Here is a 17,303-nt window from a genome sequence, read left to right as displayed (position 1 = left end):
TCATGCCAGGGCTTGCCTCGGGCATCCGTCTTTGGCCCACGCCCCAAAACGTAGATGGCCGGGACAAGCCCGGCCATGACGAAGGAGAGACGGAGATTGGAAGCCGCGAGGCCTCAGCGCTCAGAGCGAGCGGTTCAGCCGGCTGGCCTGATACTTGGCGCGCCATTTGGGGCCCGGCCCGCGCATGTAGTGCAGCTCCGGGCGGTAGGGGTCGCCCGCGACCCTGATCAGCGTCTGCCATTTGGCGGCGACGAAGTTCACGGGCTGGCGGAACAGGCTCAGTGAAGCGAGCAACATGACATCACCTCAATGCGGCTTGCCGAGCATGGCGGTGAAGGGAAGATCGAACAGATCCTCGCCGTCGGAGCCGCTGACATGGATCACCCAATCGCGCCAGTCTTCAGCGCCGGGCGTCTGGATCATCGAATTCATGATCTGGGAGGCACGGTCGCGCGCCTCCGTGAGATTGGAGACGGCGGCGCCGTAGCGGTCGATCAGCGTGCCCTCGGTGTTGGAGCAGTGAAAATAGACCTGGACCATATGCGCCTCCTGGCGGGAGTAACTTGGATGGCAAATCGATACCACCCGAAGCCTTCGCGAAACATTCGGGTCGAGCCCGGTAAGGGAATCTACGGATATTGGTCGGCTCAGAGGTCGTTACAGGTTTAATCACAGGCGAGTGATGTTCGGCTGGACGGCGTTCGGACGGCATGAAACAGCTGTTTCGCGGGAAATCTTGGGGGCCGCCGTGAGCTACTTCACATCCAGGCGTGGACGCCGAAGCCTGCGCGCATGTGCGGGGATGTTGGCGGTCCTGCTTGGGCTCATCTCGGCGGCGTCATCGGAGCCGCTCCGCCGCAGCGGCTATGCGGTCAGCGCGGAAACCTGCGGCAATGGCGATCTCGCTTTTCCCAGGATCCAGATCGACATGAAAGCCGGATTTTGCGCCGGCCTCGTCGCCAGCGAAGAGGATGGCCTGAAATTCCCGCGCGCGATCGTCCAGGTGCCGGGCCGGGAGCTGCTCGTGGTGGCCGACATGGGCGGCTGGGGCCACACCGACGGACGGCTGTTGCTGCTCGATCCGCGCGCGGCCCAGGGCCAGCGGTTCAGGGAGCTTCTGACGGGAATCGAATATCCGTTCGGCCTGACCATCGGCCCGGACAAAAAGCTCTACGCCTCGACCGCCGAGACCATCTTCCGGTTCGACCCGCTCGCCGACAATCCGCGCGGCACGGTCGAGACCATCATCCGTCATATGCCTGGCCGCCGGATCACGCTGCCCGACGGGACGAGGCTCCAGGAGAGCGCGCATCCGCTCAAGCAGTTTGTCTTCGACAGGAACGGGCGGCTATTCGTCAATGTCGGCTCGCACAGCGACGACTGCATCACGCCGGCGCCGATCACAAAGCCTTGCGCGGCGGCCGAGGGCGCTTCCGCGATGGCAGCGATCTGGCTGTTCACGCCGCCCACGGGTGGCGTCTTCCCGGCGCTGAAGCCTGGCGATGCCGATCCGCCGCACACCGTCTATGCGCGGGGCTTGCGCAACTCGATGGCGCTGGCGCTGCATCCGAAGTTTCCCGAGGCCGGCTACGCCTTCCTGCAGGGCGAGAACAGCCGCGACTTGCCCGACATCTTCAAGCCGAACGAGGAGATCAACGCGATCGAGCAGGGCAGGCATTATGGCTGGCCCTATTGCTACGATCTGTCGACGCCGAGCCCGGAATTCAGGAACGTGCTGCAAGGTGGGCTCTACAAATCGCTCTGCACCGCCAACGCGCTCTACAAGCCGCCGCTCTCGCTGATGCCGCCGCACGGCGCGCCGCTCGCGATGCTCTATTATCACGGTGGCAAATTTCCGGAGCTGGAGGGCAAGCTGCTGGTCGGCCTCCACGGCTATCGTCCGACCGGCAGCCGTGTCCTCGTCTACGACGTCGACGATCGCGGTTTCCCCAAGCCGTCCCCGGCGCCGGTGCGCTACCACGTCAGTTGCGCCGCCGATCCGGCGCGCAGCTTTCAGACAGACGCCGGCGAGGTCGCCGCCTCGCCGTTCGACGAGCTGATCGCAGGCTGGCACCGCGTCAACGGCGCGCGGCCGCAAGGTGCGCCGGTCGGCATGACGGTCGCGGAAGACGGCGCGATCTGGCTGGTCGAGGACAAGAACCGGACGGTGATCCGCATCGATCGTGCCGCGGGTGATCCGCCACAGCCGCTGCCGTGCGACATGCGCAGCCAGACGATGATCAATCAGCTCGCGGCCTTCGTCGCCAGGGATGCGCAGAACAGCGCCCGGCTGACCACACTGCGCAAAGGCCTCGTCGAGAAGCATTGCGTCGGCTGCCATTCCGATTTCGGTTTGAAGGGCGGCCAATCGGAGGCGGAGAAGGACGCGGCGGTGCTCCGCTTCATGCTGTCGCAGGACGGTTGGATCTATCCCGGCGATCCCGATGCCGGCAAGCTACGCACGCGACTGCGCGGTCTCGGCGCGGAGAAGCTGATGCCGCCGGGCGGCGAGAGCCTGCCGAAGACCGAGCCAGGCTACAAACGCCTGCTGGACACCGCGGATCTGCTCGTCGCGACAATGGTTCCGGGCACGCGGATGCGGATCAAGCCGGGCCCGCCGCAGCGCAAATTCTTTGGCAAAACCAGCAAGGAATGCGGCGAAATACCGGCTGCGAAGGTCGTTGTCGTGACACAAAGGAGCGCTGTAGACAAACCCGGCTTCAGCCGATTCCGGCCTGCCGATCCCTATTTGAATGGCGAGTGCACCGACGGCGATGGCTATTACATCCGGCAGGAGTTTCTGGTGCCTGTGCAGTAGCGTCCTACTCGCCGTTGCGACGGCATCCGCCCAGGCAGAGACCAAGCTGTTCGAGAGCGCGCAGGTGACGCCTCCCGGCGAATATACCTTCGGTATCGAGGGACCCGCGGCTGACCTCGACGGCAATTTGTTCGTGGTCAATCTCGGCAAGCCCGGCACCATCGGCCGGCTGCCAGCCGGCGCCACCGCGTCGGAGCCGTTCACGGCGCTGCCCGATGGCAGTGTCGGCAACGCCATTCGCTTCGACCGCAGCGGCACCATGTTCATCGCCGATTACAAGAAGCACAACATCTTCGCGATTGCGAAGGGGGCGACCGAGCCGTCTCTCTGGTTTCACTCCGACGAGATGAACCAGCCCAACGACATTACGATTGCACGTGAGGGCACGATCTATGCGAGCGATCCGAACTGGAAGGGCCGCGAAGGCCATATCTGGCGGATCGCGAAAGCCGCCGACGGCACGGTGCAGGGGCAGATCATGTCGGCGCCGCGTGCAATGGGCACCACCAACGGCATCGATCTCAGCCCTGACGGCAAGACGCTCTATGTCGGGGAATCCAGCAGCGGCCAGATCTGGTCCTATGCGATCAACGGCAACGAGCTCACCGGCGCAAAGCTCGTCAAGGCGTTTCAACCCGACACCGTCGACGGGCTGCGCACGGACGTCATCGGCCGGCTCTATGTTGCGCGCATTCTCAAGGGCACGATTGCGCTGATGAAGCCGAACGGCGCGGTCGAGCGGGAGATCGCGCTGAAGGCCAAGGAGCCGACCAACCTCGCCTTCGGTGGCAGCGACGGCAAGACCGTCTTCGTCACCCAGCGTCAGGGTGGCTTTATCGAGTCCTTCCGCACCGATCAACCGGGTCGCGAGCACTGCCTCCAGCGCGGACGCTGCTGAGCGCCGGTTGCGATCTGCTTCCGGCGCAGGGCGAGACGGCATTCTTCTTGCTTGCATCTGGCTGCCGCAGCGATCAAGACGTCTGTGAGCATGCGATCACGGAGTGTTTGAGTGAAAGCCGTCCATACTGAACTGCACCGCAGCCACGATCCGCAATTCTTCCTGGTTCGCGGCGTCGTCAAACGCACCACCGAGCAGCCGGAGCGCGCCGACCGCCTGCTGAAGGGATTGAAGGACGGCAAGCATCAATTAGTCGAGCCGACCACATTCGGGCAGGGGCCTCGCGCGCGCATCCACAGTCCGGAATATCTGTCGTTCCTGAGCGAAGCCTGGGACGCCTGGACCGCGCTCGGCGATTCCGGCCCCGAAATGATCGGCAACATCCATCCGGTGCGCCACGCTGCGACCTACCCGACCCACATCGTCGGCAAGCTCGGCTGGCACACCGCCGACACCGCAGCGCCGATCGGTCCGGGCACCTGGGCTGCGGCCTGTGCCGCGACCGACGTTGCGGTCACCGCCGCGCAGATGGTGATGGACGGCGAGGATGCTGTCTATGCGCTCTGCCGTCCGCCCGGCCATCACGCCTATCGCGACATGGCCGGCGGCTTCTGCTTCCTCAACAACAGCGCGATCGCCGCGGCGCATCTGCGGCAGAAGCACGAGCGCGTCGTGATCCTCGACGTCGACGTCCATCACGGCAACGGCACGCAAGGCATCTTCTACGCCCGGCCCGACGTCTACACGGTGTCGATCCACGCCGATCCCATCGCCTACTATCCCTATGTGTGGGGCTATGCCCACGAGCGCGGCGAGGGACCCGGCCTCGGCACCAATCTCAACATTCCGCTCGCCATCGGCACCGGTGATGACGGCTACATCCAGGCGATGGACGTGGCGCGCAAGGTGATCGAGTCCTTTGCTCCCGGTGCCCTCGTTATCGCGCTCGGCCTGGACGCCTCCGAGCACGATCCGCTCAAGGGATTGGCCGTCACCACGCCCGGCTTCCGGCGCATCGGCCAGGCCATCGCGAAGATGGGCCTGCCGACCGTGTTCGTGCAGGAGGGCGGTTATCTCTCGGATATTCTGGGCGCGAACCTGACTTCGGTGCTGGCCGGATTCGAAGAGGCGCGGTGAGGTTCGCCGAATAGACCGCCATCCTCCGTCATTGCCAGCGAAGCGAAACAATCCAGAATCTTTCCGCGGCACCAGTCTGGATTGCTTCGTCGCAAGGGCTCCTCGCAATGACGATGTGGAGGCACAGGATCCGTCCTCAAAACATCCCGCTTGCCGCGAGCGCCTTGCAGACGTGCTGCATCTCGGCCTCGTCGGCGACCATGTCGAGCATGACAGTGGTCAGGCCCTTGGCCGCAAAGTCCTTCAGCTTCGCGCCGATCTCCCGGTAGCTGCCGACGAGATAGGGGCAGTCGGCCTGGAAGGTCAGGAACGGCAGCAGCCAGTAGCCATTGTCCCCGAGATCGCCGCTCTGGCCGGCATAGAGGTGCCGCTTCCACACGGAATCGGTGTTCTCCATGGTGAGCACGAGAAGCTCGCGATCGTCAGGGTTGTCGCGGAAACGTAGCTTCGCGGCCTGCCGCGCCTCCTCGCGCCCCTCGCGGGCGAAGATGCCGAAATTCATGCCTGATACGCTGAGGCCGCGATCGAGATCCGGCGGCAGCATCTGCATCTTGATGCAGCCGGTCTCCTTCGCCACGCGCTGGGCCGCCTCGGATTGGCCTGCGATCAGGAATTCGGGCATCAGCTCCGCCGGCAGGCGCGGGCGAAGCTGCAGATGGTGCGCACGGTAGAAGCGGCCCTCGAAATTCACCGGCCGCGGGCTTGCCAGCAACTGCCGCATCAGCCCCACGAATTCGCCGAGCCTGATATAGCGGTCGGCATGCGACTGGTCGTCGCCCAGCCCCTGCAAGTCGCTGACCGCGGTCCCCGTGATCATGTTGAGATAGACCTTGCGGCCGTAAAGCTGGGCAAAGGACGAGACGAATTTCGCCGCCGTGAACGGGTGCATGTAGACCGGATTGACGGCGATCAGCGGCGAAGATCGCGTCGTCGCAGCCATGACGTGCTGGGCCATGGCCCAGGGCTCGACGAACACGTCGTTGCCTTCGAACAGCAATATGCCTTCGAATCCGTTGCGGTCGGCGAACTGCGCCACCCGCATCAGCTCGCCGACATATTTTCCGGCGTCGCGGTTGCGTGAAATCGCGGGAAAGACGCGCAGCCGCGGCTGCGTCATTCAGCCGCTTCCTGGAGCGGCCAGGCATTGCGGCTGATGGGAAGGCCACCGTCCGCACGGGAGCCGTCGGCGATCGCGAGGCGATGCGAGGGTGAGGGCGAGCACAGCGAGAAGCGCCAGCCGTCGGGATCGTCGGCGATATCGGGCTTGAAGCTGATCTCGATGGCCTCGCGCGAGACCTGCATCGCGAAGGCGTCGAGCGGCAGATTGAGCCCAAAGCCCCTGGCCTTCAGATAGGCTTCCTTGAGCGTCCAATAGTCGAAGAAGCGCTCGGTCGCCGCGGGCTCCGGCAGTCCGCGCAGCGTTTCGACCTCCTCCGGCGCAAAGAAGCGAAGCGCGGTGGATAGCGGCGCCACCCGCCGCGACACGGTTTCGACGTCGACGCCGACGGACTCATGTCTCGACACGACGCAGGCGACGCAGCCGTCGGCATGAGACAGGCTGAAATGCAGCGCGCTCGAGGTCGCGGGTGCTGCGACAAACGGCCGCCCATAGCGGCCGGCTGCAAAGGACCAGTCGGACGGCGCGACGTTGGAGGCGATCTGCGACAGGGCCAGGCGCAGCATCGCATGTGCGAAAATATACTGCCGCCGATGCCGCTCGAACATGAAGCGATCGGCCCGGACCCGTTCGTCGACCGAGAGCAGCCGTCGACAGGCCTCGACCGCGCCCGGCGCGTCGATGGACTCGATCAGTCCGACAAAGAGTTCAATTCTGTCGTCCGCCATCAATTGGGCCTTTTGCGTCAGGCCGAAGGCAGATCCCCGGTCCCGACGGAAGAAACAACTGAGCAAGAATCAATCAAGCGGACCGCTTCTAGCGGTCCACCCGGGCGAATTCTTGTCGATTTGCAGGCCGGTTTACAGGCGCAAGCTTGTGCGAGACCCCAACTCGACACGCGAGCGGCCCATCCCCGAAAAGTGAAGCCCTAAAGATTCGTACTGCGTCCCGGCCGACGAATCTTACCTCTTCTTCTTCTTCTTGGCTTTCTTCGAACCGCCAAGCACCGAAAGGCTGGCGTCGACGTCCTTCAGCGCGGACTGGAGCTTCTTCTTCTCGGCACCGAGCAGCTTCTGGAGGGCCTTGCGGTCCTTGTCGCTCAACGACGTGCCCTTTGTAAATTTGATGAAACCCATAACACTCCCCCGGTGGAAAATAATCGTCCAAATCAAAACGCGGGAATAATCTTGCGCGACGGCGCCAAATAATCAAGATGCAACTTGGTCATGCACAGCTTTGACGAGTGAACCCGTATTAGTCCGCGATGTCATCCGCTCACGCCGCGTTGCGCGCGAGTAATCGGTCGAGCGGCGTGTTGGGCTGGGCGACGGCGGCCCCCAGCAGCGCAACGAGATCCTCCATCCACGCGCCGACCCTGCGGCCGTCGAGCAGCTCAAGCTTGTAATTGCATGAGCCGGTGATGCCGGTCGGGCGCTCCTTGAGCATCAGCGACAGCCAGGTCTGGTCGATCGGCAGCACCGGCTGGCCTTCGCGTGCGATGTTGCCGATCGATCCTGTCGCGAGGTCCGGGAGATCGAGCGGCTGGCGCAGCGGATTTTGCAGCGTGAAATAGACCTGGAGCAGCGAGGCCGGATCGATGCCCTCCCGCTCCAGATGGTCGGCCAGGATGTTGAAGGGCAGCTCTTGCCGCGCATGCGCGTCGAGCACGCTCTGGCGTACCCGCGCTAGCGCCTGCGTGAACGATAGCTCCGGCGTGATTTTGGTGCGGACGATCACCGTGTTCTCGAACGGGCCGACGATTCGGTCGGTGTCCGGCTGGGCGCGATTGGCCATGGCGGTGGCGATAGAGATGTCGGTGCGACCCGTCCGGGCCAGCAGCAGGGCCTTCAGACCGGTGAGCAGGCACATGAACAGCGTGCCATTGTGCCGGCCGGCGAACGCCGTGAGCCGGCTGATCAGCTCACGATCCAGATTCACCGGATGATGCCCGGTCGACGCGCCCGGGCTTGATTCGCCGTCGAAAACGGACACCGCGCCGCGCAAATTCTCCGTCCAGTCGGCCGCCTGCAGGCGGGCGGCGTCCGTGCCGCACCACCAGCGCTGCCAGCGTGCGACGTCCGAAAAGGCCGGGGGCGGCTTCGGTAGCGGTACCGACTGATATCCGGCCAGCGCCGCATAGCGGCTGGACAATTCCTCGAACAGCACGCCGATCGACCAGCCGTCGACAATGGCATGATGCAGCGTCAGCAGCAGCACATGTTCGTCGTCATGGAGCCGCAACAGCCGGGCGCGGAGCAGCGGCGCGCGCGTCGTGTCGATGGGCGTAGAAGTCTCCTGTTGGATCAGAAGCTCGATCTTCCGGAGCTCCAGCGCCTTGCGCCGTTTGTTGGCGTGGGGATGACCGTCGCCGATCGTCTCGATGGTCAGGACACGGCCGAGGGTGCCGGGTGCGGCGATGCGGCTGACGGGCTCCTCGCCGTTCCAGCCGAACGCGGTCCGCAGCGATTCGTGCCGGCGCACGACGTCCTCGATCGCCTGTGCCAGGGCGGCCGCATCGAGCGGACCCTGCAGACGGAACGCGAAGGGCAGGTTGAACAGCGGCAACCCCGGGAGGTTCTGCTCGATCCGCAGCATCTGGTCCTGCGCGATCGAGAGCGTTGGTCCGCTGCTGTCGGTCAGGCTCGCTTTGGCCGGGCTTGTCACGCTTGCGGCAGGCTTGCGCGGCGTCGCCGCCATGGCCTGGTCGACCCGCCGGGCAAGCCCTTCGATCGTCGGTGCCTCGAAGATGGTCTTGATCGGCAGCGACACGCCGAGCGCGCGGGCGATACGCGCCATCGCCTGGCCCGCCAGCAGCGAATGGCCGCCAAGGTCGAAGAAATTGTCAGTGACACCCAGGCTTTCCACCTTGAGCAGGTCGATCCAGATGTCGGACAGCACCTTTTCAGTAAAGCGCCGCGCCGGCACGGGCGCGTCCGGTCCGGGCGCCTCCTGCTGCGTCGGCACCAGCAGTGCGGACCGGTCGATCTTGCCATGGGCATTAAGCGGTACGTGATCCAGGAACAGGAATGCGGACGGGATGGCGTGGCCCGGCAACCGGCTCTTCAGGAATTCGCGCAGCTCGCTGGCGCTGATCCGGCTGGCGGGCCGTGCGACGATATGGGCGATCAGCCTGACATCGCCGCTCGCCTCGCGGCGCGGCTCGACGATGCCGGTCCGCACGCCCGGATGGTCGGCCAGCGCGTTCTCGATCTCCTTGAGCTCGATACGGTAGCCGCGGACCTTGACCTGAAGGTCGGCGCGGCCGAGGCATTCGAGCGTCCCGTCGGCACGGCGGCGGGCAAGATCGCCGGTGCGGTAAAGCCGACCGCCTGGCTGGCGCGAGAACGGATCGGGCAGGAAGCGCTGCCGGCTCTGCGCGGGATCGTTGACATAGCCGCGGCCGATTCCGGCGCCGCCGATGCAGAGCTCGCCGGTCACGCCGACCGGCTGCGGCTGGAGGTTGGCGTCGAGCACGTAGAGCTGGGTGTTCGGCAGCGGCGCGCCGACCGGAACGTTGCTCGTCGCGCTCGCCGGCGCTTTGGTCAGGCGATGCAGGGAGACGTCGTCGGAACATTCCGACGCGCCATAGGCGTTGATCAGCGGCACCTTTGGGCAACGGGCGAACCAGGCCTGGCAAAGCTCGACGGGCAGCGGCTCGCCAGTCGAGATCAGCAGCCGCAATCTCGCAAAGGCGCGCCGGACCTGCGCCTCGTTCATCCGTTCGACGATGACGCGCAAAAGCGACGGGACGATCTCGAGCACCGTGATGCCTTCGCGTTCAATCTCCCGCGCCAGCAGGATCGGGTCCTGCACGATCGCGTTGTCGCAGACATGCACGCGCGCGCCGACCATCGGCCCCGCCAGGAACTGCCAGACCGAGATGACAAAGCTCTGCGGCGCGGACTGCGCGATGACGTCGCTGGCAGAGAGGCCGAGCTCGGCAATCAGCGAGGCCAGATGGTTCGACAGGCCCCGCTGCTCGATCATGACGCCCTTCGGCGCGCCGGAGGAGCCGGACGTATAGATGAGATAGGCGAGGCTAGAGGCTGTGTGCCGTACGGCGCGGGACGGCTTGGTCGATCCCGAGGCGATCGCATCTTCGAGTTCAGCCACCGGGATGCGCTCGACCAGCGGTTCGAGCAGCGCGGCAACCATGGGTGACCGCGCGCGGCCGGTCAGCAGCATGCGGGCGCAGCTCGATCCGAGAATGGTCGTGAGCCGCGCCGGCGGTTGATCGGGATCGAGATTGAGGAAGGCCGCGCCCGCGCGCTGCACGCCGATCATCGCGGCGAGCAGGTCGGGGCCGCGATCCGCAAGCAAGGCCACCACGCTCTCGGCACCGACGCCTTCGCGCACCAGCCAGCGCGCAACCGACCGGCTGCGGCGCGCCAGTTCGCGATAGCTCAGGGTGGTGTGTCCATCCGTCACCGCGATGGCGTTCGGTATTGTCCTGGCCTGGCGGTCGAAGCGTTCGCTCACATTGCCGCGGGTGGTGAAATTGGCCGGCACGCCCCGGCCTGTCGTCAGCAATTGCCGGCGCTCGGCCTCGTTGAGGAGCGGCAGGCGCGAGATGCGCTGCTCCGGATTGGCGATGACGGCCTTCAGCAGAAACTTGAACTGTGCCGCCATGCCGTCGATCGTCGCGGCGTCGAACAGGTCGGTGGCGTATTCGAAGAAGCCGGTGAAGCGACCGTCGGCCTCGACCAGCTCGAGCGTGATGTCGAAGCGCGCCACTTTCGGATCGATCTCCAGCCGCCGCGTCGAGAGGCCGGGAAAGCGTGCCGCCTCGATCGAGGCGTTCTGGAGGATGAACATGATCCGGAACAGCGGATTGCCGTCACTGCGGCGTGCGATCTGCAATGCGCGCAACACCTCCTCGATCGCAAGGTCCTGGTTGCGGTAGGCATCGAGCGTGACCTGCCGGACCCGCCGCAACATCTCGCTGAAGCTCGGGTCGCCGCTAAAATCGTTGCGCAGGATCAGGGTGTTGGCAAACAGCCCGATCAGGCGCTCGCTCTCGATCTGGTTGCGATTGGCGATCAGCGATCCCGTCGCGACGTCCTCATGCCCGGTGTGGCGGTACAGCAGGCACTGGAAGACTGCGAGCAGCGTCATAAAAGGCGTGACGCCCTGATCCTGGCTCAATGCTCGGACATCGCCCGAGAGAGCCTTGGAGAACTCGAGATAGTGGCGGGCGCCGTGACCGCTCCAGACCTCCGGCCTTGGCCGGTCGGTCCGCAGCGGCAGCGTGGTGACGCCGTCGAGCTGGCCTCGCCAATAGTCGAGCTGGTCCTTGGCTGCCGGCGTCTGTGCCCAGCTCCGCTGCCAGAGCGCGAAGTCGCGATATTGAAAAGCTGGCGCGGGCAGGGCCGCCGCGCTCTTCTTGTGAGCGGCGGCGTAGTGGGCGGCAAGCTCCTCCCAGAACAGGCGTTGCGACCAGCCGTCGGTGACGAGGTGATGGACATTGACCACCAGCGCGTGGCTGGATTTGTCGAACGACAGCAGGGTGACTTTCAGCGGCGGCTCGTGCGCAAGGTCGAACTTGTATTGCGCGAGCTTGAGCGCCTCGCGCCTGATCACTGCGGTCCGCTTGTCGGCAGGACAGGGCTTGAGCTTGACCCGCTTGAGCCGCGGCGGCGATTGCAGCACGAGCTGCGCCGGCTCGCCCCGTCGTTCGACGACGACCGAGCGCAGCGCCTCGTGGCGTGCGCTGATCGCGGCAAGGCTCGCCTGAAGCGCGGCGACGTCGATCTGGCCCTTGAGCACCGCGACTTCGACGACGTTGTAATTGTAGCGCGTCGGATCGAGCCGCGAGAGCACGTACATCCGCTGCTGCTGGAACGAGAGCAGCGCGTCTGCTTCCATCGCCTGCCGCCAGGCCGGCAGTGTCGCCCCGTGCCGGCTTGCGGCGGTGTCGATCCGGGCTGCAAGCGCGACGACCGTGGCGCAATCGAAGATGTCCTCGAATGAGAAGTCGACGTTGAAGCGTTCGCGCAGGCGAGAGCGCATCTGCGTCACCGCGAGCGAATCCGCGCCGAGCGCGAAGACGTCCTGATCGACGCCGATCTGCGGCAGCTCCAACAGGCCGGCCCAGATCTCGGCGAGTTGTGTCTCCAGCGCGTTGCGCGGCAGCCGTGCCTCGTCGCCGTTCTCCGGCTTGGCGATCAGCTCGGCCAGCGCGTTGCGCTTGATCTTGCCGCTGCCGCCTTTCGGCAGGGCTGCCACGCTGCGGATCAAGCTCGGCACCTTGTAGGCCGCGAGCCGTTTGCGCGCGAACTGGCGCAGCTGATCCGAGGTCGCCTCCGCATCCGGTCGCAGCACCACGACGGCGGCGACGTTCTCGCCGAGCTTTTCGTGCGGGACGGCGAACACGCCGGCCTCCAGCACCGCCGGATGGCTGAGCAGGACCTCTTCCACCTCCAGCGGCGAGATCTTCTGCCCGCCGCGGTTGATGACGTCCTTGATGCGGCCGACGATGAAGAGATAGCCGTCCGCGTCGAGATAGCCGAGATCGCCGGTCCGGAACCAGCCGTCGCGGAAGGCGGCCTGTGTCGCCGCCTCGTCGTTGTAATAGCCGCGGCTCATGTTCGGTCCGCGCAGCATGATCTCGCCACGCTCGCCGCTCGCAAGCGCGCGGCCCGCCTCGTCCATGATCGCGATCTCGGGGCCGGCGGCGCGCCCGACCGATCCGACCTTGCGTTGCTCGAACGGATTGGCCGCGATCTGCGAGGCCGCTTCGGTCATGCCGTAGGTCTCGAGCACGGGAACGCCGAACGTCGCCTCCAGTCCTTGGAGGATCGTGGGCGCGAGCGAGGCCGAGGCCGAGCGGATCACGCGCAGCGACGACGATCGGGCGCGGTCCGGGTCGGATTCCGCCGCCGTCAGCAGCGCGCGATGGATGGTCGGCACCGCCGTGTACCAGGTGGGCTGCAGCTCCCGCATCCAGCCGAAGAAGGACGGTGCATCGAAACCGTCGGTGCAGATCACGCTGGAGCCCGCGGCCAGCGCCGTCAAAAGGCCGGAGATCAGGCCGTGGGCGTGAAACAGCGGCAGGACGTTGAGCAGGCGATCGCGGGACGAAAGCGACAGCACGTGGCCGGCATTGTAGGCAGACAGGCATACATTGCGATGCGTCAGCGGTACCATTTTCGGCCGCGCCGCCGTGCCTGACGTCAACAGGATGAACGCATCGTCGTCGCCGCGCGAGGCGCCGCCGGTCGCCGCCGGCCCGACCGTCGGACCGATGAATTTGCCGCCGCCCAGATTGTCTTGCGGTCCCGGCACGAAATCGATCACCGCGATATCGAGTGCCTTGGCGACGTCGCGGCTTGCCGAGTTCATGTCGGCCCGGGTCACGAGCGCGGTCAGCTTCAGTTCGCTGAAATAACGCTGCAGCTCGTCCGCGGTCAGATCGGGATTGACGGGGACGCAGGCGCCGCTCGAGGCAACCGCGATCAGCGCCAGCGCGCTGTCGGCGCCGCGCGGCAGCGCAACCGCAATCCGGTCGGCAGAGGTGATGCCGAGCCGGCGCAGCGTGCCGACGAGATCCTGCGTCACCTCGCCAAGCGCGCCGTAGTTGAGGACGGGCCGACCCGGGGCGAGGAGGGCGGGCGCCGCCGGCGTCTTGCGGGCGTAGAAATCGAGCAGGCCGCCGATATGGACGAATGTCTTCGTTTCGGCCGCCGTGCCGCTTGATTCCTCCGGGGCTGGGAGTGTGACGTCCGACAATTCCGTTCCCTTTTGATCCGATTGAGCTATTCTTCCAAGAAGTCAGGGAACGCGTCCAGTCTGAGGTGAAGTTTTGGCCCCAAAATCTGTGGTTGAGGGGCCCTAAGCCCTTCGACGGAATTATGGTCGGGCAGAAATCACCATGCTGGAGAATGGGCCGGACACGGAAAGGGAAGGCGAGCTGAAGCGCTGGCTCGAGGGCGTCGGCCTCGGCCACTACACCGATCTCTTCGTACAGCACCGTCTCGATCTCGACGTCATGGGTGACCTGACCGAATCCGATCTGGTCGAGCTCGGATTGCCGCTCGGCGATCGCAAGCGGCTGCAGCGGGCGATGGCGGCGCTGTTCCAGGCGGAAACGGCCGAGGCGCCCGCGACAATGGTGCCGCCAACGCGCACGGAGGTCGGCGCTGAACGGCGTCAGCTCACCACCATGTTCTGTGACATGGTGGATTCCACCTCGCTGTCCGTGCAGTTCGATCCGGAAGACGTTCGCGACATGATCGCGAGCTTCCGCGAAACCTGCGTCCGTGTGGTCAAGCATTACGAGGGCTTTGCCGCCCGTTTCGTCGGCGATGGTATCCTCGTCTATTTCGGCTATCCGACCGCGCATGAGGACGATGCCGAACGTGCGGTGCGCGCCGGGCTCGAGATCGTGCGGCTGCTATCGAGCGCACGCGCGACCGAGCTGCGCGGTGGGCTCAGCCACTCACCCGCCGTCCGCATCGGGATCGCGACCGGCCTCGTCGTGGTCGGCGATCTCGTCGGGCAGGGCACCGAAGAGCGCGACTCCGCGGTCGGAGAAACCGTCAATCTCGCCGCGCGCCTGCAGGGCCTCGCGCCGCCTAACGGCGTGGTGATTTCCTCATCGACCCAGTCGCTGTTGAAGGGGAAGTTCGACTACCGCAATCTCGGGGTCCATGCCTTGAAGGGGATATCCGAGAAGACGCAGGCCTGGCACGTGGTGCGCGCCTCGCGGGTGGAGACCCGCTTCGCCGCCGCCATGGGCACGCGATTGACGCCGCTCGTCAACCGCGAGGAGGAGATCGCGCTGTTGATGGGCCGCTGGGAGCAGGCCAAGGATGGTGACGGCCAGGTCGTGGTCAAGTTCGGCGAGCCCGGTATCGGCAAGTCGCGCATCATCCAGGAAATCTTCGAGCGGATATCGGGCGACCGGCATGGACAGGTCTCGTTCCAGTGCTCGCCCTATTACACGTCCACCGCGTTCTATCCGTTCGCCGAGCAGCTCAAATTCTACCTCGGCCTCGACCGCGAGGATGCGTCCGCGCTGTCGCTGGCGGGCCTGGAGAGCGCGATCGCCGCCGCTCATGGCGACATCGAGCAGGTCACGCCGCTGTTTGCCGCGCTGTTGTCGATGCCGACCGGCGACCGCTATCCGCGGCTCGAGCTGTCGCCGCAGCAGCAGAAGGATGCGACCGTCGGGGCGCTGGTCAATCACTTCCTCGGCCTTGCGCGCGAGATGCCGCTGGTGATCGCGTTCGAGGATTTGCACTGGATCGACCCGACCTCGCGCGAGGTGATCGACCTCCTGGTCGACCGGGTGCAGAACCGGCCGATCCTGGTCATCATCACCGCGCGGTCCGAATTCCAGCCGAGCTGGAACGCGCATTCGCACATCACGACGCTGGTGCTGAACCGCCTGAGCCGGCAGCTGCGCGCCACGCTGGTGGAGCGCGTCGCCGGCAGAGAGCTGCCCAAGGAGGTCGTCGAGGAGATCATCGTCAAGACCGACGGCGTGCCGCTGTTCCTGGAGGAGCTGACCAAGACGGTCCTCGAATCCAACCTGCTGACCGAGCGGCAAGGGCGCTACGTGCTGTCGGGCCCGTGGCGGCAGCTCGCGATCCCGGCAACCCTGACCGACTCGCTGATGGCGCGGCTGGACCGGATGGGGCCGTTCAAGCGGATCGCGCAGATCGGCGCCACCATCGGCCGCGAGTTTTCCTACGAGACGCTGCACGCGGTCGCCAATACGCCGGCGGAACAGATCGAGGCGGCGCTCAATCATCTGGAGCAGGCCGGGCTGATCATGCGCCGCGGTCTTCCGCCCGATGCGCTCTATTCCTTCAAGCACGTCATGATCCAGAACGCCGCGCATGCGAGCCTGCTGCACAGCGAGCGCCGCAAGCTGCATTCACGGATCGCCCAGGTGCTTGCCGAGATGTATCCGGAGAAGACCGAGCGCGAACCGGAGCTGCTCGCCCATCACATGACCGAATCCGGCCAGAGCGAGGGCGCCGCGAGCTTCTGGCTCAAGGCCGGCAAGCAGGCGGCCAAGACCGGCGCCAATCTGGAGGCGATCGGCCATCTGCGCCGCGGCCTCAGCGTCGTGCAGGCCAATGCGCGGATGCAGGGCGCCGACGAAATGGAGCTCGAGCTGCGCATTGCGCTCGGCAACGCGCTGATTGCCGCCAAGGGCTACGCGGTCCAGGAGGTCGAGGAGAACTACATCCGCGCGCTCGAGCTCGGCCAGCAGCTTGACGACGACGAAAAGATCTTTGCCGCCACCCGCGGGCTCTGGGTCTGTCACTTCATCCGCGCCGATCTCACCCGCGCGCACGATCTCAGCGTCGAGCTGTTGAAATTCGCCAAGCGCGAGCGGCTCAACGAGCGGGCACAGCCGGCGCAGCAGACCGGCTATCTGATCGAGGCGCACCGCTCGATCGCGATGACCATGCTCTATCGCGGCCGCTTTGCCGCTTCCCAACATCATCTGCACCGCTGCATCAATCTCTACAGCCCGGATCTCCACTCCGATCTGATGGAGCGGCACGGCATCGATCCCGGCGTCGTCTCGCTGTCCTATCTCGGCTACCTCCTGTGGTTCCTCGGCCGCCCCGACGCGGCGCGCCAGCACAGCGAGCAGGCGATCGCGAATGCCGAGAAGATCCGCCATCCTTTCACGCTCGCCTTCGCGCTCGTGTTCGGTGCGTATCTCTGCCAGCACTTGCGCGACGTCGAGGGCACGCGCGACCATGCCAACCGCGCCATGATCATCGCCACCGAGCATAATTTTCTGCATTGGAAGCAGCAGGCGGCGATCCTGCGCGGCTGGGCGCTGGCGCAACTCGGCGAGGCCGATGAAGGCCTCAGCCAGATGCGCTTCGGCCTCGACGAGTACGAGGCGATGGATTCCTGGCTCGCCGGCTGCTGGTTCCGCTGCCTGCTTGCGGAGGCCTACGCCAAGGTCGGGATGCGCGAGGCCGCCTTGCGCGCGCTCGATGGTGCGCTCGCGACCGCGCGGCGGACCGGCGATCATTCCTATCTCGCCGAAGTCTATCGCCTGCAGGGCGAGATCACGCTGTCGGACGGAGACCCGGCCTCGGCACAGGAGGCCGGCGATCTGTTCGCGCTGTCGCTGGAGATCGCGCGCAAGCAGGGCGCGTTGTCCTGGGAGCTTCGCACCGCCGTCAGCCTCGCGCACCTGTCACATCAAGCCGGCAGGCGCGAGCACGCGCGTCTGCTGCTCGTGCCCGTTGTCGGCAAGTTCAGCGAGGGTTTTTACACGCCGGACCTGAAGCAGGCGGTGCAGCTCGTCAACGAGCTCGGTGCGGACGCGCCGGTCCGCGAACGCGCCGACCCCTGAC

10 protein-coding genes are annotated in these 17,303 nt (G+C 65.7%); 4 read left to right on the top strand and 6 right to left on the bottom strand.

From position 1 onward, the window contains the following. Nucleotides 1-120 precede the first annotated feature (120 nt). Both GGD61_RS31675 and GGD61_RS31670 read right to left on the bottom strand, forming a co-directional pair. Nucleotides 121-297 (bottom strand): hypothetical protein, encoded by a 177-nt coding sequence (locus GGD61_RS31675; protein ID WP_018316954.1) that lies wholly within the window; start codon nucleotides 295-297, stop codon nucleotides 121-123. 9 nt (nucleotides 298-306) lie between these two features. After that, on the bottom strand, nucleotides 307-540 hold the full coding sequence (locus tag GGD61_RS31670) for a DUF6894 family protein (protein ID WP_018316955.1): 234 nt from the start codon (nucleotides 538-540) through the stop codon (nucleotides 307-309). A 262-nt stretch (nucleotides 541-802) separates the two neighbouring features. Here GGD61_RS31670 and GGD61_RS31665 point away from each other — a divergent pair, with 262 nt between their 5' ends. The 3 genes from GGD61_RS31665 (at nucleotide 803) to GGD61_RS31655 (ending at nucleotide 4,853) form a co-directional block, all read left to right on the top strand. Then, complete coding sequence (locus GGD61_RS31665; RefSeq protein ID WP_210311253.1) at nucleotides 803-2,818, top strand: sorbosone dehydrogenase family protein; 2,016 nt, start codon at nucleotides 803-805, stop codon at nucleotides 2,816-2,818. After that, a complete protein-coding gene (locus GGD61_RS31660) occupies nucleotides 2,775-3,716 on the top strand; it encodes an SMP-30/gluconolactonase/LRE family protein (RefSeq protein WP_177236990.1) in 942 nt (313 codons plus the stop codon). The genes GGD61_RS31665 and GGD61_RS31660 overlap by 44 nt, the downstream gene beginning before the upstream one ends. Before the next feature lie 111 nt (nucleotides 3,717-3,827). Next, nucleotides 3,828-4,853, top strand: a complete 1,026-nt coding sequence (locus GGD61_RS31655) for a histone deacetylase family protein (RefSeq protein WP_092253881.1) — start codon at nucleotides 3,828-3,830, stop codon at nucleotides 4,851-4,853. Between the two features lie 136 nt (nucleotides 4,854-4,989). On the opposite strand, the gene GGD61_RS31650 is transcribed toward GGD61_RS31655, so the two are convergent. The 4 genes from GGD61_RS31650 to GGD61_RS31635 all read right to left on the bottom strand — a co-directional run bounded on the left by GGD61_RS31650 (nucleotide 4,990) and on the right by GGD61_RS31635 (nucleotide 13,698). After that, nucleotides 4,990-5,970, bottom strand: coding sequence for an LLM class flavin-dependent oxidoreductase (locus GGD61_RS31650; RefSeq protein ID WP_092253878.1), 981 nt, complete (start codon nucleotides 5,968-5,970; stop codon nucleotides 4,990-4,992). After that, complete coding sequence (locus GGD61_RS31645) at nucleotides 5,967-6,698, bottom strand: 4'-phosphopantetheinyl transferase superfamily protein (protein ID WP_018316960.1); 732 nt, start codon at nucleotides 6,696-6,698, stop codon at nucleotides 5,967-5,969. Before GGD61_RS31645 ends, GGD61_RS31650 begins: the two co-directional genes overlap by 4 nt. 234 nt (nucleotides 6,699-6,932) lie before the next feature. Next, nucleotides 6,933-7,106 carry a hypothetical protein gene (locus GGD61_RS31640; protein WP_177236989.1) on the bottom strand — a complete coding sequence of 58 codons (174 nt, stop codon included), beginning with the start codon at nucleotides 7,104-7,106 and terminating at the stop codon, nucleotides 6,933-6,935. Between the two features lie 139 nt (nucleotides 7,107-7,245). After that, complete coding sequence (locus tag GGD61_RS31635) at nucleotides 7,246-13,698, bottom strand: non-ribosomal peptide synthetase (protein WP_183231835.1); 6,453 nt, start codon at nucleotides 13,696-13,698, stop codon at nucleotides 7,246-7,248. Nucleotides 13,699-13,840: 142 nt separating this feature from the next. Between GGD61_RS31635 and GGD61_RS31630 the strand changes: the two genes are divergently transcribed. Beyond that, the gene (locus GGD61_RS31630) at nucleotides 13,841-17,302 is read left to right on the top strand and encodes an AAA family ATPase (protein ID WP_092253875.1); all 3,462 of its coding nucleotides are present in this window, start codon (nucleotides 13,841-13,843) and stop codon (nucleotides 17,300-17,302) included. The last annotated feature ends 1 nt before the right edge of the window (nucleotide 17,303 follow it).

The organism is Bradyrhizobium sp. SBR1B (assembly GCF_014198205.1).
Taxonomy (GTDB): domain Bacteria; phylum Pseudomonadota; class Alphaproteobacteria; order Rhizobiales; family Xanthobacteraceae; genus Bradyrhizobium.
The sequence above is the reverse complement of the archived record's forward strand: the minus strand, read 5'-3'. Positions and strand labels throughout refer to the sequence as shown.